The following is a 19,018-nucleotide window of genomic DNA, read 5'->3' as shown; positions in this document are numbered from 1 at the left end:
ATCATAAGTCAGATTACTCGTATATACTTTACTCATTGCTCTCACGGCCTTGTGTGTATTTTTCCTTAATCACACTTTACCCCGTGTGAGCTTTTTTACTCTCTCTCATACTTTTCAAACAGCCTCTAAAAAAGACCTGATCTAATCAGGTCTTATCAAAATCATGTTCCCACGAAAAATCCTAGGGGTGAACACTAACAGTTCAATCTCAGCCGTGCTCCAACCAAACCGCTAAATCCGTTACTGTCTCAAAATTCAACAATGCTTCACTCAATTCCTCCAATCGAGTAATCGATAATCCCTCAATCTGCTGTTGGAGCACAGGGTCAATTAAACCTAACCTCAGGGTTAGCAAACGCATCACAACTAATAGGACTCCCTCCTGCTTTCCTCGGTCGAGTCCCTGCTGGAGTCCCTGCTGGAGTCCCTGCTGGATTCCTTGCTGGAGTCCCTTTTGGACTCCCTTTTGGATAATATCTTGATAGGTGACTGATTCTTCCATAACTTCCTCCCTCAACAATCGACGCACTAAATTTTTCTCAAACCGTAAACCACCCAGCACATCCACACAGGCCGCTAGGTTTCCCCGTAATGGTTTTTCTTCAATTTTATCTACTTCCGCAACCACTTGCTCCAACAATAGATTAGGCCGATTACTCCTGGCTAAAGTGGCCAAGGGTAACAAAGCCCGATTGGCCAATAGTGGTAATGGGTCTTGCTCCCACAGGCGAATTATTCTATAACGGTGCCAGGTGTTAGTATCCCTAAACTCGTTATTGAATACTAGATCTGAAGTCGTAGACTTTAGAAAAATCACCACCTGTTCAATCGGACATCGGTATTTGCGATGTAATCTGACCCAATAGTCCAACATCCGAAATGGTAATGGTGGCTCAGATGGGGGTAAGGTTTGAAATTCTAGGTGCAGAATTTGGTTAGTACTTTGGAGTAAACTCAGAGCATCAGCTTGAATTGGTTCAGCACTTAATTCGGTCTTAATTACCTGAATATCCCGAGGTTCTTCACCCAATAGCCAGTGAAAAAACTCTGATGGATATTCTTCTGCTAAGTATTTACAAATATTATCGTAGGCCAAGGCAAATTGTTCAAAGTTAACACTATCTCAGACACTGTATTAAATCTGAACCAAAAAATTTATAGCACCTGGATCTTGTTTATTGATGCAAGTTATGATAGCGGAGTAGTTCTGATTTACAGAATACCTTTAGATAAGATTTAAATCAGAAGGATGCATCTCATTAAAGCTGTTTGAGCTGGTGGCTGTTCCAGGGATCTTGGTGGAACAGGCATCTTGCCTGTTTCCAGATCCGGTGTTCCCTGTTCCCTACTCCCTACTCCCTATTCCCTTTCCTATTAGCTGAATGAGCATCCTAGAGTTATATTCTACTCTCAAGCATTATGAAGCTGCCCTGACCGCCCTTGAAAAAACTGACAATAAACCATCTGCTGAAGCTATTCTTCGTGTCCTGATTGCTCGCAATATTGTTCACGAAAAATTTGCTGATATTGCCCACATTTCTAAAGATAAACTGATTAAACTGGTTGAGTTAGATAGCAGATTAAAAAAGCAAGCTGGTTTGATTACTCAGACTGTGCAATTAGCGGATTTGCGGACTAGCTTTCATCCCCCAAAAGACTACTGGTGGTGGTTTCTGGAAGCGCCTACTCATCGCTTAGACTATTTAGACTGGCTTTGGAATGCAGTGACAGTTACCTCTTTAACCGCATCGGTGAGTCTAGTGGTAGATATTTCATCCCGTTTTTTGACTACTAGTCTGGGTTTTATAGGTTCTTTTGCTGTGATCTCCCAGAGTGCATTGACCTTGTTTACAGCTGGGGGAATTTTAACCAAAGCCGGTCGTACAGGTGTTGAAGAAATTATATCACGATTAGGAATTCCAAAATATCTTTGGCAAGAAGTTAAATTAGTACTATCGGGAGTACTTTTACTTTCCTTAATTGGCTTTCGAGCATCGTTGCCCTTGATTTCGGGCTACGTTAATGAACGGGGTTTAGACAATTATCTTGAGGGGGACTGGTCAAGTGCTCAGTCTAATTATGAACGAGCATTGAGTCTCAATCCAGATAATGCCGAAGCTCACTATAATTTGGGTAGTCTTTATGAAGATTTACAGGAGTTGGATAAGGCGCGAACTCAGTATAGGTTAGCGGCACAGGGGGGCTTAGATGCTGCTTATAATGAATTGGGGCGGTTGTATATTCAAGATAAAAAATATTCCCAAGCGGTATCTTTACTATTGAAGGGATTAGATACTGTTACAGAAACAGACACTGAAACTAAATATGCTTTATTGAAAAACTTGGGCTGGGCTAGGTTAAAAAAAGGACGCTATGCCGATGCCGAAACCTACCTCAGAGAGGCTATTGAACTCGACAAAATACTTCAGCAAAAGTTTAATCAAACTCCGGCTGCAGCTCACTGTTTATTAGCTCAAGTAATGGAAAAAAAAGATCCGGAGAATGCCTTGGCAGAATGGGAAATCTGTTTAGGCTATGCCGATGTTCGTAACCCTGATGAGGATACCTGGGTTGGCATGGCTCGTGAACGTGTAGATAGTCAGGACAAGAGTAGTGAATCGACTAAGTAAGCTGATTTGGTCTGCGCCAATCTTGACCATAGTTATGATTATGTCTGGAAGCCTGCTCAGTAAGCAAGTACTTGCAGCTCATCGGATTGTTGAAGCGACAGGCAAAGTTGAGCTAAAACGGCAGAATTCCAGCTATCGCCCAGTTTCAGAAGGAACTGAACTTCGTTCTGGCGATCTCCTAAAACCAGCATCGGGGGTAAGGGTCAAGGTACTCTGTGAGGATGGTAAAATTCGCTCTGTAACTGCTGGGGTAACAACAGGCATCAATCAGATATGTCCACCACCGCGAACCCGAAATGGTAGCAGGCCAATTGTCAAAGCACGTCCAGTAGACCGCTATATGCCCTACATTATCAGCCCACGGGCAACTCGTTTACTGACTTACACCCCAACTCTACGCTGGAATGATGCCACGGATGCTAGCCGTTTCACGGTTACGGTCAGAGGGCGAGGCTTGAATTGGACTCAGGAATTTAGTCGAGAGCAAGTTTGTCAAGACGGTATTTGTAAGGTTGTTTATCCAGGGAGTCAGCCACTACAACCTGGAGTTAGTTATAAGTTGATAGTCGAGACTGATACGAATCGTGCCTCTACAGAAGATAGCACTGGAGGACTGGGATTTAAACTGATTGAGTCAGATCAAGCTAGAGAAATTCAGGTGATTGCTGAGCGGATTCAGCAACAGGATGTACCTGATCAGTTCAAGGGATTGGCACTAGCTGAACTCTATGCTAAATCCGATTTAACGGCTGAGGCCATTGAAATCCTGGAAGGACAAGAAAACGATCAAAAAATAGTACCGAGTTATCGTTTACTGGGTGATTTGTATCGACGGATAGGACTAGTTTTAGAAGCCGAGGGTCCTTATTCAAAGGCAATCGAACTGACCACAGCAACTCAGCATTGGGAAGAACTGGCAGCAGCCAAAGCTGGATTAGGGGAGGTTAACTATGCTCGTGGAAATCGGCAAGAAGGAGTGAGTATGTTAGAAGAAGCGAAGGCAATCTATGAACAGTTTGGCGATCGCGAACAGGTAGGGGAATTAGAAAAGCGACTGGAACAGTTAAAGTAAGTTTTCAGAAACCCTACATTAAACTTCCTATTTGATTCAGTTCTTCTCTATTGGAAATTACCATCAAAGCCAGTGCCACTTAAGTCTGTAGTTTTTGCCATAGCAACGTTGCTAGGAGTGGGGAATTGTCCAGGGTTGGGAGCCGAGACTAACCCCAGGTTTTGGGAAATTCCAGCACAATCTCTAACTGCTCCAGAGACTATACCCTTAATGAAGTCCTCTGGTCAAATAATTGCCTTAGACACTACCACAGTTCGCGATCGCCTTGATAGCAGCAGCGAGACTCTGGAAGACAACAGTTACTACAATCGCCATACCTTTGAGGGGAAAGCTGGCGAGCAGATTACCATTGAATTAAGCAGGGATGAGGTTGACCCTTACCTGATTCTAATTGACCCAGACGGTAACCGGATTGCTAAGGATAACAACGGTGGTGAGGGCAAAAATGCCCGGATTACGGTTACTCTACCGACCACGGGGACTTATGTCATTTTGGCTAACTCCTACAATCAGCAAGTAACTGGTAACTATACCCTGAGTTGGCGAGCAGCCACGCCCTCAGAGTTACTTAAGGCTAAAGCTGACCAACTGTTACAGCAGGGAATTGAACAAGATAAGACCAGTCAATTTCAAGCTGCGCTGAAGTCCTGGCAAGAAGCCCTAAGAATTTATCGACAACTGGAAGACCGTCAGGGGATAGCCAACTCCCTCAACAATCTCGGCCTTGCTTACTATCGCCTAGGGGAATACCGAAAAGCGATTGAGTTTCATCAGCAGTCTTTATCCCTATCTCGGGAACTGGAATACCGTCAGGGGCAAGTCAACTCCTTGGGCAATCTCGGCCTTGCTTACTATAACCTAGGGCAATACCGCAAAGCGATTGAGTTTCATCAGCAGTCTTTATCCCTATCTCGGGAACTCGAAGACCGTCAGGGGGAAGCGTCCTCCCTGGGCAATCTCGGCATTGCTTACTATCGCCTAGGGCAATACCGCAAAGCGATTGAGTTTCATCAGCAGTCCTTAACCCTGGCGCGGGAACTCAAAAACCGTCAGGGGGAAGCCCACTCCCTCAACAATCTCGGGAATGCTTACCGTAAGCTAGGGCAATACCCAAAAGCGATTGAGTTTTATCAGCAGTCCTTAACCCTGGCGCGGGAACTCAAAAACCGTCAGGGGGAAGCCAACTCCCTCAACAATCTCGGCATTGCTTACGATAACCTAGGGGAATACCGAAAAGCGATTGAGTTTCATCAGCAGTCTTTATCCCTATCTCGGGAACTGGAAGACCCTCAGGGGAAAGCCAACTCCCTCAACAATCTCGGGAATGCTTACGGTAAGCTAGGGCAATACCGAAAAGCGATTGAGTTTCATCAGCAGTCTTTACCCCTATATCAGAAACTGGAACACCGTCAGGGGGAAGCCAACTCCCTCAACAATCTCGGCATTGCTTACCTTCAGCGAAAGGAATACCGCAAAGCCATTGAGTTTCATCAGCAGCAATTAGCCCTGGCAAAGAAACTGGGAGACCGTCAGGGGGAAGCGTCCTCCCTGGGCAATCTCGGCCTTGCTTACCATAGCCTAGGGGAATACCGAAAAGCGATTGAGTTTCATCAGCAGTCTTTATCCCGATTTCGGGAACTGGAACACCGTCAGGGGGAAGCCAACTCCCTGGGCCATCTCGGGATTGCTTATCGTAGACTAGGGGAATACGGAAAAGCGATTGAGTTTCATCAGCAGTCCTTAACCCTGGCGCGGGAACTGAAAGACCGTCAGGGGATAGCCAACGCCTTGGGCAGTCTGGGGAATGTTTACGATAACCTAGAGCAATACCGCCAAGCCATCGACTTTTACAAGCAAGCCATTGATGTTACTGAATCTATCCAAGGTGAACTCAAGGTAGAAGAATTGAAAACCTCTTATGCCAGTCAAGAGGTAGACCTTTATGAAGGTATCATCAAGCTACTGTGGAACGAAAAAGACTTTAAAACTGCCTTCAACTATGTCGAACGGGCAAGAGCCAAAGCCTTCCTCGACCAACTAGCTAATGAGAAGATAGACATTCGTGCTGGGGCTGACTCCAAATTCCTGGAACAGGAACAAGACCTGAAAGCTGAAATCAATGCCCTCAGCCAGCAATTAATTACCCTCCGCAACCGTCCCAAAAACCAGTGGGATAACGAAACGATTGACGAAACCAAAAACAACCGAACTGCTCTGCGAAACAACTACAAGGATTTGCTGGTTCAATTAAAAATCCAAAACCCTGAAATCGCTAGCTTAAAAACTGTAGAGGTTGCCTCCCTGCCTGAAATCCAAAGCTTGCTGGATGCCGATACCACCCTAGTCGAGTACTTTGTCACGGATGAACGCACCCTAGCCTTCATTATCACCCGTAACAGCTTCCACACTGTCCCCCTCAATGTCACTCGCCAACAACTCACGGAAGAACTGACACTTTTCCAAGACTTTCCTGACTTATATGAACCCCATCCCCTAGAACTGAAAAACCTGCACGACTGGCTAATTGTACCCCTTCAGCCCCATCTCAACACCACCAATATCACCATTGTTCCCCACAGTATTCTGCACTATCTCCCCTTTGCTGCCCTCACTGACGGCAAGGAGTACCTCAGTGACAACTACGCCCTATTGTCTCTGCCCAGTGCTAGCATCCTGCGCTATTTACCAGACAAGGGCAAATCAACCACAGGGAGTCTTCTCGCCCTGGGAGATCCCACCATTCCGGGACTCTCCCCCTTAACTCATGCTCAAAAAGAAGTAGAAACCATTGCCCAGCTCTTCAAGACCAAAGCCCTGGTGGGGAAAGCCGCTACCGAAAGCGCTCTCCGGTCTAGGGCTAAACAATCGGGAATTATACACCTAGCGGTTCATGGGGAGTACAACCTTCGTAACCCCCTATTCAGCGCCATCCGTCTACTAGAAGATACCCAGCACGACGGTTCCTTAGAAGTTCATGAAGTCTACGGGTTGGATTTAACCAGTACCACCAATTTAGTTGTGCTCAGCGCCTGCCAGACCAATATCGGTAAATTGAGCCGGGGTGATGAAGTAGTAGGACTAAACCGTGCTTTCTTATATGCCGGAACCCCCACCATCATCGCAAGTCTCTGGAATGTGGATGATGCTGCTACAGGACTGTTAATGAAGCAATTTTACAGCCATTGGCAAGGGGGAATGAACAAAGCCGAGGCACTACAGCAAGCCCAGAAAGATTTACGGGAAACATATCCCCATCCTTATTTTTGGGCAGCATTTTCTTTGACAGGGGATGCTGGGAATAGGGAGTAGGGAATAGGGAGTCGGGAGTCGGGAGTCGGGAGTCGGGATAAACAGAATTTTTTCCTGTTCCCTATTCCCTATTTTTTCCTATTCCCTATTCCCTAGTGATCCAACCAAACCGCTAAATCCGTTACTGTCTCAAAATCCAACAACGCTTCACTCAATTCCTCCAATCGAGTAATCGATAATTCCTCAATCTGCTGTTGGAGCACAGGGTCAAGTAAACCTAACCTCAGGGTTAGCAAACGCATCACAACTAATAGGACTCCCTCTTGCTTTCCTCGGTCGAGTCCCTGCTGGAGTCCCTGCTGGAGTCCCTGCTGGAGTCCCTTTTGGATTCCCTTTTGGATAATATCTTGATAGGTAACGGATTCTTCCATAACTTCCTCCCTTAACAATCGACGCACTAAATTTTTGTCAAACCGTAAACCAGCCAGCACATCCACACAGGCCGCTAGGTTTCCCCGTAATGGTTTTTCTTCAATTTTATCCACTTCAGCAACGACTTGCTCTAACAATCCTAGGGGCTGATTACTCCTGGCTAAAGTCGCCAAGGGTAACAAAGCCCGATTGGCTAACAGTGGTAATGGGTCTTGTTCCCACAGACGAATTATTCTATAACGGTGCCAGGTATTAATATCCCTAAATTCGCTATTGAATACTAGATCTGAGGTCGTAGACTTTAGAAAAATTACCACCTGTTCAATCGGACATCGGTATTTGCGATGTAATCTGACCCAATAGTCCAACATCCGAAATGGTAATGGTGGCTCTGATTGGGGTAGGGTTTGAAATTCTAGGTGCAGAATTTGGTTTGTACTTTGGAGTATACTCAGAGCATCAGCGTGAATTGGTTCAGCACTTAATTCAGTTTTAAGTACCTGAATATCTCTAGGTTCTTCAGCCAATACCCACTGAAAAAACTCCGATGGGTATGCTTCTGCTAAGTATTTACAGATGTTATCGTAGGCCAAGGCAAATTCTTCAAAGTTAATACTATCTCAGACAGTGTAGTGAATCTGAAACAGAAAATTGATCGCACCTGGATCTTGTTTATGGAGTCAAGTTATGATACCGGAGCAGTTCTGATTTCGATCAGATACAGAAGGAATAATACTAAATCCAGTTAATTACTTCTAAGGGGAAAATTTCAAAAATGCTGAAATCCCTTATTTAAACTCAGCAATTGATCAGCATAAGTGCCAGTTTTATCTTTCAACCAAACCTGATTACCAGTAGTAATCTTGCCAATTACTGCTGCTCCCTCCCCCAGTTGTGCCACTAATTCCTCAGCAGTTTCATTGGGCAAACATAGCACTAATTCAAAATCTTCACCACCATACAACGCCCAATCCAAAGCTTGCTCTGGGGACACCAATTTACTCAAGCTTGGAGGTAGGGTAATTCGGTTCGGATCAATCTCAGCACCAACACCACTGGCACGACAAATTTGTACAATAGCATCTGCTAAACCATCGCTACTATCCATACCCGCAATGGATAGTTGGAGGGTTGAAGGTTGAAAGGTTGAAGGTTGAAAGTTATCTGGTTTAAGGTTATCAGGTTGTAAGTTATCAGGTTGTAAGTTGGAACTTTCAACCTTCAACTTGTTAACCTGTAACTCTAGTAACCTGTTAACCTGTAACTCCAGTAAAGCTATAACATCAAGTCTGGGTTTAGGACGCTGGTGAGCTTTAATCAGAGATAGCCGTTCCTCTGGACCTAAGTCTTTGCCGAAATCCGGCTTGAGGAGTAATTCTAGTCCAGCCCGGGAAGCACCATGAACACCTGTCACCACAATGGCATGTCCCACCTTGGCGGCTGTTCTGCGGATAGCTCGGTCGGGGTAGACTTGACCAAAGGCAGTGATAGCAATAGCAATAACCGGCGAGCGACAGATATCTCCTCCCACTATTGGTGTATTGTACTGGTTCAAACACTGAGTCATACCTTGGTAAAGTCTTTCAACCCAGCTAACCGCTACATCCCCTGTCAGGCTTAAGCCTACCGTAATGCCTAGGGGGGATGCTCCCATAGCAGCTAAATCAGACAAATTAGCAGCAGCAGCACGCCAACCAGCATCTTCTGGACTAGTAGTGCATTGGCTTACCCCACCATAGCGATCGCTAAAATGCACCCCATTCACTAAAACATCTGTAGTAATCACCAAGGATTGACCAGACTCTGGAGGGGGAATTACCGCTCCATCATCCCCGACAACCCCTGGTGGACAGAAAGGCTGTAACCGTTCTAGAAGACCTTGTTCTCCAATATCTCTTAGTAATTCAAGGGTCACGAGAAAACGATCTATCTATTGATTGATACTTCTGAGTGGCATAAACTGAGCTAACGGTAATGGCCTTGCTGATTATGGGTATGGTTTTGCCCCCCTAGCCCCCCAAGTTTGGGGGGAACAAGACTTTCAAAGTCCCCCAAACTTGGGGGATTTAGGGGGCTTTAATAAAACTAGATTATCGCGCATTCATTCCTTAATTCAGCAACGCCTTATATTCAGCTATTGCTAGCATGCCTATTGCCTCTTGCCTTGGGCGTAGCGCTATAACCTATAGGATAGCTATGCCTGGGGCTCAACTAAATTTTCAGCCCCATCAATAACTCTCATCGACTCAATTACATCCCCTCGTTTGAGCTGTCTGAGTAACTCTTTGTTTTCTACCACATAGCCAAAGACAGAATAGCGCCCATCCATAAAGTTAATACCAGCTGGGGTAAGTTCCGGTTGAAACAAGAAGAAGAAAAACTGAGAAGAGCCACCATTGGGGTCTTCTGCAGGACGTGCCATAGCTAGGGTACCATAAGCAGAGAAGGGCAGCACAGGTTGCTCACGATAACGACCAATTTCTTCCAGGGTAAACTCATAAACCGGTTCAGAGTCTCCTTTAAGCATGATTTCTATGGGAATCGCTCGATATTCACCAGTTTCCGGGTCAATAAAGCCTGCGACTTTTCCTGGAGGGTCTCCTGCTTGCAGGATATAGTCATCTTCAGCACGGTTGAAGGTTAGACCATCATAGAAACCCCGCTGTACCAAATCCACAAAATTACCGGCGGTGACTGGAGCATTGTAACCATCTACCACCATAGTCAATGAACCTTTCTCTGTGGTCATTTCCACGGTAGCGCGACCCTTAAGTTGAGGTAAGTTACTATACTCTGGGGGTACCTCAAAGGGAAACTCCTCTACCATCAATTGTTCCAGTTTCCCAACTTGATCCAAGAGTATCCCGCGCTCAATCAAGACGCTTTCCTTGTCTTTAGCCTCCACAGCTTCTCTAAGCTTAGCAATTTCGGCTTGGATCTGGGCAATTAGGGCTTCGCCTTGGGGTTTTCTGGCATCTGGAATGTCCGCTAGCAATTTCTGATCACTACTAGTTAAAACCACAGCAGCTTTAGTAATATCGCTGGTGATGGGACTCCAGCGTTTTCCCCGCATTTGTTGAGAAATATCCTCCAAACTGGCTTGTATTTTCCGCACTGGCTGATTATCTATCGGTAAGCCGTAGCGCAACAGAGCTCTACCATCAGTAATGGCATTACCCCCTGGTAATCGACTTTCACGAGCAGGTTCTTGATTACCAAAGTTAAACTTAAAGTTCCACCAAGCTCCACTCAGACCTAAGGAAAGGGACATTAACAGCAGCCCCAAGAGGGTAGTCTTGGTCAAGCGTTTCCACCAATCTGGCAAAGAGATCTTTAAACGTTTCATAAAAAATAATTGCCCCAAGCATTACACCAGTGGTGTCAAGGCTGATCCACAACGTATCAAAACTTCATCTCATATCTTCCCATGTCAAGGTAGTTTATGATACTGTTGAGCAATTAGCTTCGGTCTTTCAGCAGCGTTGCTTAATAATGGAATGATTTTAATAGTTTTGTGGAATGGGCATCAGGCGTGGAACTGGCATCTTGCCAGTTTCATGCTTATTTTCGGGCGGGCAGGATGCCCACTCTACTGCTATTCAGCGCGAAGACTGACGCAACGCCCTTTCACCTGGGGCTCTCACCGATCACAGCAATAACCCACTCCCCTAGACAGGTTATCCCCCTCTCCCGATGTTCCTATCCCCCCATCGATGATTTCACTAGCTTTGAGGTGATTGGCCAAAAGTATCGCTTAGTTTAGGGTTGACAAGTCCCTTGCCGCACCACTTTGGGACAAATCTTTACGTTAACCTCTTTAGTGCAACTTTCAACCTTCAACCTCTCAAGGGTAAAATAAGATGCCGATTGTTCTGCCCGAGTTAGCAGGTTAATGATTTCTAGTAACGACTTTCGCACCGGTGTCTCCATTGAGTTAGATGGATCCGTATGGCGGGTGGTGGAATTTCTCCACGTCAAGCCTGGAAAAGGTTCCGCCTTTGTTCGTACCAAACTAAAAAATGTCCAGACAGGGAATGTTGTAGAGAAAACCTTCCGGGCTGGGGAAACAGTACCCCAGGCAAACCTGGAAAAACGTGCCATGCAGCATACCTACAAAGATGGCGATGAATATGTCTTCATGGATATGGAAAGCTTCGAGGAAACTCGTCTAACTGAATCACAGATTGGCGATCGCTCCAAGTATCTCAGTGAAGAAATGGAGGTGAACATCCTGTTCTGGAACGACCAGATTCTAGAAGTAGAACTTCCCAATTCTGTAGTGTTGGAAGTAGTCGATACTGATCCTGGTGTTAAAGGTGATACCGCTACTGGCGGTACCAAACCAGCCAAGGTTTCAACAGGAGCTCAGGTGATGGTTCCTCTATTCATTTCCATAGGAGAGCGCATTAAAATCGATACCCGTAATGATTCTTATCTTGGTCGCGAGTAAATTGTTTTGATGCCTTTATTTGATGCCCTGAATAGATCATGGCAATCAAGATAATGGACTCACCTGACTACTAAGGCAAAATAATGCCAAAAAATCTTCATCCTTAGCCTTTAGGCCCAAGACCCTAACCTCTTTTTAAAAATTGTGGCATTAGACATCAATCAACTTCGTGATCTCCTAGCTGCTATTGCTCAAACCGATATTACAGAACTGACCCTCAAGAGTGATGATTTTGAACTCACAGTGCGTAAAGGGGTCAGTATCCCCCCTACTAGTGATTCCGGTGGACATAGCACTCCTTATCAAATTACTCCAAGCCCGGTAGAGGTAGCCCCAACACCAGTAACAAAACCAGAACCACCAGTACCTCCACCAGGGGTAGATCAAAAGTGGGAGGAAATTAAGTCACCCATGGTCGGGACATTTTACCGTGCTCCTAATCCTGATGAAGACCCCTTTGTGGAGGTAGGGGAACGCATTAGTGCTGGTCAAACTGTTTGTATTATTGAAGCTATGAAGCTGATGAACGAAATTGAAGCAGAAGTGACTGGACAAGTAATGGAAATTTTGGTTAAAAATGGAGAACCAATAGAATATGGTCAAGCATTAATGCGGATTAAACCTGACTAAGCATTACTCCTTAGATAGGTTTGACAGATGTCAAGCTAATAATAGCTGCTAGAAGCGAAAATAGGTTTGCTGGGCATGCGAATTAGATGTCTGCCAACGTATATTTATTTGCTACAGCGTCGGTTGAAAAATTTTCATCCAACGCTAGTGATCAACTGCTCAAAGAAGTCTAACCTGGGAAACCTCTAGAGTGGGAAGTTTTGATCGACATCTTGGCGAGTCAGTGGTTGATCAAGCATTAAGCCTTCTCCACCTAAAACCTCTAGTTGTTTCCCATCTACCTCAATCCATACTTGAGTATTGGGGTCGAGACTGGTTGCTGTATAAACAATTTGCGCCAGACGACCGCTCATGGAGCTACTGCCCCCACCAACGGTAAATTCCTGGGACAAGTCTACATGAACACCATCATTTTTGAGAGAAACACCCCGTAGTTTTGTACCTTGGGGAATAGTGGTCGTAAATGTGCCATTGGTCGGCCCAGCCAATAAACTGTTGAATGCGCTCTCTAAGATCTCACCTTTGTTAAGGGTCTTATTATTTAAGGGAATTGGACTGGGAATTAAAACAATTTTATTATCAACATCATTGAGCCAATAGACCTGAATTTTTTCCTTAGTTGAGGGTTTGTCAGTTGTGGGTTGTATAGTCTGAGATGACTTGGGTGTAGATGACTCGGGTGTAGTTGTCACAGGCACTTCTGGAGAAGATTGCTGTGAACGCCATGCCCACCAGCTACCTCCACCTGCTGCTGCTAAGACTAGGATGGAAATACTGGCAATCACACCGAGAGGAATACCACGATCGTCTTGTTGGTCATGCATAATAACTGATTAATCAAAAGGTTGATTTACTGTAATTTGATTGGCTGTGCTCAGATCTGACTAGTGGCACGAAACCCAATTGATTTTTTGATACTTCATGCTTGATATTTCATCCTTCATATTTTATATTTAATACTTAACACGGTTTACTCCTTAATCCGCACAAATGCTGCTAATTCTAATTCACTAGGATTTAACTGGAATTGTAAGATTCGGGCTGTGATACCTTCATCTTCAATATTGCTCAGATTTAAGCGCTGGCTAAGACTACCAACAAATAATTTGATTACCTGAGGAGGCAGTGGGTTCCCATCAACCGACAACTTTGGTTCAATTAGCTGTATGCTTTTCCCGCTCAGGATGGCCACACCGGAGTTTAAGATAATCTCTAGGGGTTGATTATCTCCTTGCTGTAATGTCACTTGTAAATAAATACGGTTGTTATCTAGGAAGTTTACTTGTGAATTCAGTAGTTTATAACGCCTACTGCCACGACTGATCACAGCATTGATCAAATCGTTTAATTGTTCTCTAACTTCCGGCGACTCTAGAGCTTGGTTAATATCTGACTCGGTTAAAACTAGACGCACTCCAGCTTGTAGCGGTTGCCTCAGAGAGTTCGCTAGTGAGTCTTTACCACTGTTACGGACCTTCTCTATATCAAGGTCAATCGGATCAGTTTCTAATTCCAACAGACCAATCCGGATATCTGGCGTCAGCCATAACCCCTTACCAGCAATTAAAACCTGGTCTACTTTGCCTGGCAAAATTTGATAATTGGGAGTGTTGTTAACTCGGACTTGCAATTGCTCGACCTGGGAAAACTGGGAGCGGATATTGCTTTCGATCACCTTGTCGAGGATGAAACCCACCCCAGAAATGACAGTGATTAAGCCTGATAGGAATATGGTCAAAAATTCCATGAAAAAAAAAGGCAGAACGTTAAAAGTCAGGTGAGGCAAGGAGGGGAGTTAAGGGAGATAGGGTAGGTGTAAATAGTAGAGCAAAATTCAAGTTAACTGTTAAGACTTGGGAACAATAAACTTGAGATCAGGCAATAGAAGAGGATTCAATGCCTTCACACATCTTACACAGGTCTTAACACAGTTAACTTGATCAGGACTTACGCACCAAGACCCTTAAACCCTGGTTTCTGGTAATACATCAAAGGTTTAAATCGGTGTAATTACCGTCAATAACCAGCTGGCTGGGGTAAGTCCTGTTTATTTCTATCCATGTCCTTACAATAAAATTCCCTCTTAATCTTATCCCAAAACCCAGTTGAACAACCCTGTGCTAAGAGCAGGGTTGTTCAGCTGGTTTTCCTTCTGACAATTCAAATTTCAATGGAAACACCATAACGTCAGGCATAAATTGTGATAGCAAACAACCCCACACCAAGCTTTTAAGATGGTGTGGAGCTTTGAGAAGATTTTGTTAACTCTGCTCAACGGTCAACGGTCAACGGTCAACCTTTAACCAACAGCCGAGTTTTTATAAGAATCCTGCGGCAGCACTAAGGCTTTGAGGCACCTTACCGTTAGTGTGGTGAGTTTTTCCATTGCCATTACGGGGCTGGATTACTCCATATCCGCCATGATTGCGTTCATAGATTACATTAATCTCCCCGCTTTTAATGTTCCGGAACATATAAAAATCGTGGTCTACTAGCTCTAGTTGTTCCAAAGCTTCCTCTACAGTCATTGGCGGCATGGCAAAATACTTCATGCGCACCACTTCTTCCGGTAGCTCAGGAGTGCGATCGCTAATCAGATCAACTGGCACCGATTCTTCTTCTAGTATTACCTCTGTCTTGGCCTGATTACGGGTTTTCTGAGATTGCAGCTTCTCCTTATATTTGCGCAGTTGACGATGAATCTTATCAGCCACCAGATCAATGCTGGCATACAAGTTTTCAGTACCCTCTTGGGCCCGAATCACTGTCTTATTGGCATAAATGGTTACTTCAGCTGTCTGTTTAGGGTTTATCCGAGGATTACGAGCCACCGATAGATTTATATCCACCTGATTGGTAATGTTTTGAAAATGATTGACCGCCTTTTCTATTTTTTGATGTACATAGTCACGAATTGCATCGGTGATATCGATGTTTTTACCTTGGATAACAAGCTTCATACTGACTACTCCATCTCGTAACGTTTGCGCTTGACAATAGCAGTGGAGGTTGGGGAGATCTGCTATTGCTTCATACTCTTACCCTATCACTTTGTATTCTAGAGAACATCAACTTTTGATTTCTCTTTAAATTCCTTTGCATTCGTTGACATTGATAAAATAGCGCATAAAGTATGAGATAATTAAGGATCGTGCGTAAATGTTTAATTAGTCATCAAGGCTTAGTCCCTTACACAGTGGCTTGGGAGCAACAGCGATCGCTAGTTAGTCAACGGCTCCAAGATTCCAGTTTGGATGATATTCTCCTGTTGCTGGAGCATCCACCGGTTTACACCCTAGGAAAAGGGTCGAGTATTGACTTTCTCAAATTCGATCCCAATCAGGTTAACTCGGAGGTGCATCGGATAGAGCGTGGTGGTGAAGTGACCTACCACTGTCCTGGACAGCTGGTAGGCTACCCGATTCTCAATCTCCGGTATTATCGCCAAGATTTACACTGGTACCTCAGACAGCTGGAGGAAGTTTTGATTCAGGTATTGGCTGTCTATGGACTCAAGGGTGAGCGGGTGACTGGGATGACTGGTGTCTGGCTAGAAGGATGTAAAGTTGCTGCCATTGGCATTAAGGTGAAGCGCTGGATTACCATGCATGGCTTTGCTTTGAATGTCTGTCCTGACCTTGCAGGTTTTAATCATATCGTTCCCTGCGGCATTGCGGATAAACCGGTGGGTAGTCTAGCTCAGTTTATTGCGGATCTTAGTGTGGAACAGGTAAGGTTAGATCTCTGTGCTAAATTTGCTGAGGTTTTTGCTGTGCAACTGATTGACCAAGGGGAAAGGGGATTTTCCTGATACCAAATAGCTAAAGTACTGCTACATATTAAAAAAAATCACCAGCTGTGGATACAGCTGGTATGGTCTACACCATTAATTAGAGATACGTCGTCATTCTCCATGAGGAAAATCCAGGCTGCGCGTTCCCAAACCGACAGCCTAAAAATTTCTGATAATTTGATCGTAACAGAGAATACGTTCTTTTTTGTAATTAAAGTTTACATTTTTTGGGTTGAGAAAGATTCCATCAGGTAATCACGACCTTGATCAGGACGCCCCCAGATGATTTGCTCGTGCTTATAAATCGCCATGCCTGGTTTAGCTCCTTTGGGCTTATAGACATATTTGGGTTTCGTGTAAACAACTGGTACCTGTTCACTCTGACACCCCCGGCTGTTGTAAGCGGCTAGATCAGCAGCAAATTGCAAATCTGCTGGATCAGCTACTGTTCCTGGCTCTAATCTCAGTAGTACATGACTCCCAGCAATCTCTTGGGTATGAAACCAGAGGTCATAATCCCCAGCGGTACGAAATGTCAGCTGGTCATTTTGCCGATTGTTGCGACCAATCAATAATTCAAAGCCACTGGGAGTTTGATATCGATAGGGCTGTGAAACATCCGATAGATTACGACTCCTTTGAGCAGAAGCTTCTAAATATCCTTGCCCAATTAGCTCTTCGCGGATTTCCTGTAGGGTTTGTAAGTCGTCTAGAGTGTTATAGGTATTTAGCTGAGTCAATGATGCCTCGACTTGCTCTAAATACTGTATTTCCTCTTGTACTTCTTTTAGTAATGGCTCAACCGCATCCCGAGTTCGTTTCAGTTTTTGGTGTCGCTTGTAGAAAGCTTGGGCATTTTGGACAGCATTTTTCTCAGGATTTAAGGGAATCTTGACTGGCTGGTTGGTTTCAAAGTCAGGTAGGGTGATCGATTTCATCCCTGGTTGCCAATCCTGGAGATATGCCATTAATAAGTCAGCTTTTTCTCGGGATTGATCAGCTTGGTCAGATTGCTGTAAACGTTCCTTAAAGCTAGAGGCTTTTTGCCGTAGTTTTCGTAAGTTATTATTTAGCTTCTGAGTGAGTTGGTTATGCAACCGGGCAAACTCGTGTTGATTGAACTGGTTGGTGTAGTAGGAATTGAGTAAGGTTTGGATATTTTCAGCTGGTTTAACTATCCCCCAATCCATTACTGTATATCCTTGGTTTGTCCAGCCTGGCTGAAAAAGGTTGGCAGGTTGAAGGTTAGCAGGTTGAAGGTTGGCTGGTTGAAGGTTGGCTGGTTGAAGGTTGGCTGGTTGAAGGTTAACAGGTTGAAGGTTGGCTGGTTGAAGGTTGGTTGGTTGAAGGTTGGTTGGTTTAAGGTTGGCAGGTTTAAGGTTGTCTGTAGAGAACTTGCTGGCGTTTAATAAAGTTTGTAACCATTGTTGCCAGCGTTGAAATAGGTTTTGCCAGTCGGATTCTTCTAGGGTTTCGGTGGATTGCTTTGGGTCTAAACCAGCTGCTTGTACCATTGAGCGAGCGAGGGTGGGACTCAATCCTCGATAACTTTTGAGTAACTGATTTGCTACTGCTCCTGGTATCAAACTGACTCGTTCTTGCCAGCTCTGGTAGGATTCAGTCAAACTGGGGCTAGTGCCAGTGAGGGCTGGTGGGAGTTCGTAGGGTTGACCGGTTTGAATAGTACGGACGCTGGATTGCTGGTTACTGACTTGATGAGCAGTGGTGACAATTAGATTGTCAGCATCAGTGAGGATTAGGTTACTGTATTTGCCGATAATTTCTACATACAAATGCCAAGTCGGAGCTTCTCCAGGGCGTTTGGCAAATTGCAGGTCTAAGACTCTCTCCCAAGGGGCAATGGTTTCGATGGCAATTAGGGCGAAGCCACCTAACTGGTGCCTCAGTTGGTCACTAAAGGTGAAGGTGTCGGGAACCCTTGGTGGTGGATCTCCTATGCAAATTCGGGCGGCTTGGGGATGCCAACAAATGGTGAGCCAACCTCGACCATTTAGGGTGCGTAGGGCGATGGCAATGGTGTAGCGATCGCGTTGATAGACTTGTTCGGTACGTCCTGGTACCCAGGTAGCACGCAGCTCAGAACAAGCAGCGGTCAGGGTGGTATAGTCAACAGGTTGCATGTGCGAGATGCCAGATCTGAGCTTCGTAGGATTCGGGTTTGAGAATGCGTTCCCCTAGCGGCTCAATGGGCGCGCATGGCATTTTGGCTTTGGCTATGCGATGAAGCTTCGCTTCCGCTAAAAGCGATTGGCCGTAGGTCACGCTACGCGAACGCAGTCTAGTCAAGTTCCTATTTTGGGCATTTACAATACTATTCTATAGGTCAGCCTTAGGGCTACCATCTTATAGCCTTGTGATCTCGGTTGTGAACATACTCTCAAAGGCAAGAGGCAAGAGCCAAAAGGTAAGAGGGGCAATATATCCTCAGTTTTGTTTTCCAATAAAATCAAACATTTCAATTGTATATAGTTCCCTAATTACATCAATTAATTGACTTTTTTAAGTCTGTTTCAGCAATTAAGCAATCGCTATTATATTGCCATTATAACTTATTAAGTATTAATGGCAAATACAATTTTATATTTACCTATAAAATTTCTTAAAAATGCACCATAATTATGGACGAATTAAGTAATATATAAATTAAAACTTTTCTAGAAAAAGTGATCATTAAAGATTAGTTTCGTGCTATAATAAAAGTGACCTTAATTAACAAGGTCAAAACCAGCCCCCTCAGAGTG

At 44.6% G+C, this 19,018-nt stretch carries 15 protein-coding genes; 7 read left to right on the top strand and 8 right to left on the bottom strand.

The features are described from left to right. Positions 1 to 208 precede the first annotated feature (208 nt). On the bottom strand, positions 209 to 1,096 hold the full coding sequence (locus F6K46_RS25830) for an Rpn family recombination-promoting nuclease/putative transposase (RefSeq protein WP_293062321.1): 888 nt from the start codon (positions 1,094 to 1,096) through the stop codon (positions 209 to 211). Positions 1,097 to 1,382: 286 nt separating this feature from the next. On the opposite strand from F6K46_RS25830, the gene F6K46_RS25825 reads away from it, so the two are divergent. The 3 genes from F6K46_RS25825 (at position 1,383) to F6K46_RS25815 (ending at position 7,011) form a co-directional block, all read left to right on the top strand. Continuing rightward, positions 1,383 to 2,630: a tetratricopeptide repeat protein gene (locus F6K46_RS25825; protein WP_293062323.1), complete on the top strand. Its 1,248-nt coding sequence runs from the start codon at positions 1,383 to 1,385 to the stop codon at positions 2,628 to 2,630. 40 nt (positions 2,631 to 2,670) lie between these two features. After that, positions 2,671 to 3,702, top strand: a complete 1,032-nt coding sequence (locus F6K46_RS25820; protein WP_293117482.1) for a tetratricopeptide repeat protein — start codon at positions 2,671 to 2,673, stop codon at positions 3,700 to 3,702. Between the two features lie 72 nt (positions 3,703 to 3,774). Next, the gene (locus tag F6K46_RS25815) at positions 3,775 to 7,011 is read left to right on the top strand and encodes a tetratricopeptide repeat protein (protein ID WP_293062327.1); all 3,237 of its coding nucleotides are present in this window, start codon (positions 3,775 to 3,777) and stop codon (positions 7,009 to 7,011) included. A gap of 92 nt (positions 7,012 to 7,103) precedes the next feature. On the opposite strand, the gene F6K46_RS25810 is transcribed toward F6K46_RS25815, so the two are convergent. From F6K46_RS25810 to F6K46_RS25800, 3 genes are all read right to left on the bottom strand, one after another. Next, positions 7,104 to 7,976 carry a DUF4351 domain-containing protein gene (locus tag F6K46_RS25810; RefSeq protein ID WP_293062329.1) on the bottom strand — a complete coding sequence of 291 codons (873 nt, stop codon included), beginning with the start codon at positions 7,974 to 7,976 and terminating at the stop codon, positions 7,104 to 7,106. A 176-nt stretch (positions 7,977 to 8,152) separates the two neighbouring features. Then, positions 8,153 to 9,298, bottom strand: a complete 1,146-nt coding sequence (locus F6K46_RS25805; protein ID WP_293062331.1) for a thiamine-monophosphate kinase — start codon at positions 9,296 to 9,298, stop codon at positions 8,153 to 8,155. Positions 9,299 to 9,577: 279 nt separating this feature from the next. Further along, on the bottom strand, positions 9,578 to 10,729 hold the full coding sequence (locus F6K46_RS25800) for a peptidylprolyl isomerase (protein ID WP_293062333.1): 1,152 nt from the start codon (positions 10,727 to 10,729) through the stop codon (positions 9,578 to 9,580). A gap of 168 nt (positions 10,730 to 10,897) precedes the next feature. Between F6K46_RS25800 and F6K46_RS25795 the strand changes: the two genes are divergently transcribed. The 3 genes from F6K46_RS25795 to accB all read left to right on the top strand — a co-directional run bounded on the left by F6K46_RS25795 (position 10,898) and on the right by accB (position 12,463). Next, positions 10,898 to 11,146: a hypothetical protein gene (locus F6K46_RS25795; RefSeq protein ID WP_293062334.1), complete on the top strand. Its 249-nt coding sequence runs from the start codon at positions 10,898 to 10,900 to the stop codon at positions 11,144 to 11,146. Positions 11,147 to 11,275: 129 nt separating this feature from the next. Further along, the gene (efp, locus tag F6K46_RS25790) at positions 11,276 to 11,833 is read left to right on the top strand and encodes an elongation factor P (RefSeq protein WP_293062336.1); all 558 of its coding nucleotides are present in this window, start codon (positions 11,276 to 11,278) and stop codon (positions 11,831 to 11,833) included. Positions 11,834 to 11,977: 144 nt separating this feature from the next. Next, on the top strand, positions 11,978 to 12,463 hold the full coding sequence (gene accB / locus F6K46_RS25785; protein ID WP_075901737.1) for an acetyl-CoA carboxylase biotin carboxyl carrier protein: 486 nt from the start codon (positions 11,978 to 11,980) through the stop codon (positions 12,461 to 12,463). Positions 12,464 to 12,648: 185 nt separating this feature from the next. Here accB and F6K46_RS25780 read toward each other — a convergent pair whose 3' ends face one another. The 3 genes from F6K46_RS25780 to raiA form a co-directional block, all read right to left on the bottom strand. Further along, positions 12,649 to 13,287, bottom strand: coding sequence for a GerMN domain-containing protein (locus F6K46_RS25780; protein ID WP_293062339.1), 639 nt, complete (start codon positions 13,285 to 13,287; stop codon positions 12,649 to 12,651). A 146-nt stretch (positions 13,288 to 13,433) separates the two neighbouring features. Beyond that, positions 13,434 to 14,210, bottom strand: coding sequence for a DUF2993 domain-containing protein (locus F6K46_RS25775; protein WP_075901733.1), 777 nt, complete (start codon positions 14,208 to 14,210; stop codon positions 13,434 to 13,436). A 571-nt stretch (positions 14,211 to 14,781) separates the two neighbouring features. After that, positions 14,782 to 15,423, bottom strand: a complete 642-nt coding sequence (raiA, locus tag F6K46_RS25770) for a ribosome-associated translation inhibitor RaiA (protein WP_070394121.1) — start codon at positions 15,421 to 15,423, stop codon at positions 14,782 to 14,784. A gap of 191 nt (positions 15,424 to 15,614) precedes the next feature. Here raiA and lipB point away from each other — a divergent pair, with 191 nt between their 5' ends. After that, positions 15,615 to 16,274: a lipoyl(octanoyl) transferase LipB gene (gene lipB, locus F6K46_RS25765; RefSeq protein WP_293062343.1), complete on the top strand. Its 660-nt coding sequence runs from the start codon at positions 15,615 to 15,617 to the stop codon at positions 16,272 to 16,274. A 200-nt stretch (positions 16,275 to 16,474) separates the two neighbouring features. Here lipB and F6K46_RS25760 read toward each other — a convergent pair whose 3' ends face one another. Next, on the bottom strand, positions 16,475 to 18,397 hold the full coding sequence (locus F6K46_RS25760; RefSeq protein WP_293062345.1) for an NFACT RNA binding domain-containing protein: 1,923 nt from the start codon (positions 18,395 to 18,397) through the stop codon (positions 16,475 to 16,477). Between the last annotated feature and the right edge of the window lie 621 nt (positions 18,398 to 19,018).

Origin of the sequence: Moorena sp. SIO3E8, assembly GCF_010692445.1 — a bacterium.
In the GTDB taxonomy this organism is placed as follows: Bacteria; Cyanobacteriota; Cyanobacteriia; order Cyanobacteriales; family Coleofasciculaceae; genus Moorena; species Moorena bouillonii.
The sequence above is the reverse complement of the archived record's forward strand: the minus strand, read 5'-3'. Positions and strand labels throughout refer to the sequence as shown.

Bases quoted from the DNA above. Each gene is read 5' to 3' on its own strand.
- F6K46_RS25825 (WP_293062323.1), top strand. From the start codon at position 1,383: ATGAGCATCCTAGAGTTATATTCTACTCTCAAGCATTATGAAGCTGCC.
- F6K46_RS25820 (WP_293117482.1), top strand. From the start codon at position 2,671: ATGTCTGGAAGCCTGCTCAGTAAGCAAGTACTTGCAGCTCATCGGATT.
- F6K46_RS25800 (WP_293062333.1), bottom strand. From the start codon at position 10,729: ATGAAACGTTTAAAGATCTCTTTGCCAGATTGGTGGAAACGCTTGACC.
- efp (WP_293062336.1), top strand. From the start codon at position 11,276: ATGATTTCTAGTAACGACTTTCGCACCGGTGTCTCCATTGAGTTAGAT.
- F6K46_RS25780 (WP_293062339.1), bottom strand. From the start codon at position 13,287: ATGCATGACCAACAAGACGATCGTGGTATTCCTCTCGGTGTGATTGCC.
- F6K46_RS25775 (WP_075901733.1), bottom strand. From the start codon at position 14,210: ATGGAATTTTTGACCATATTCCTATCAGGCTTAATCACTGTCATTTCT.
- raiA (WP_070394121.1), bottom strand. From the start codon at position 15,423: ATGAAGCTTGTTATCCAAGGTAAAAACATCGATATCACCGATGCAATT.
- F6K46_RS25760 (WP_293062345.1), bottom strand. From the start codon at position 18,397: ATGCAACCTGTTGACTATACCACCCTGACCGCTGCTTGTTCTGAGCTG.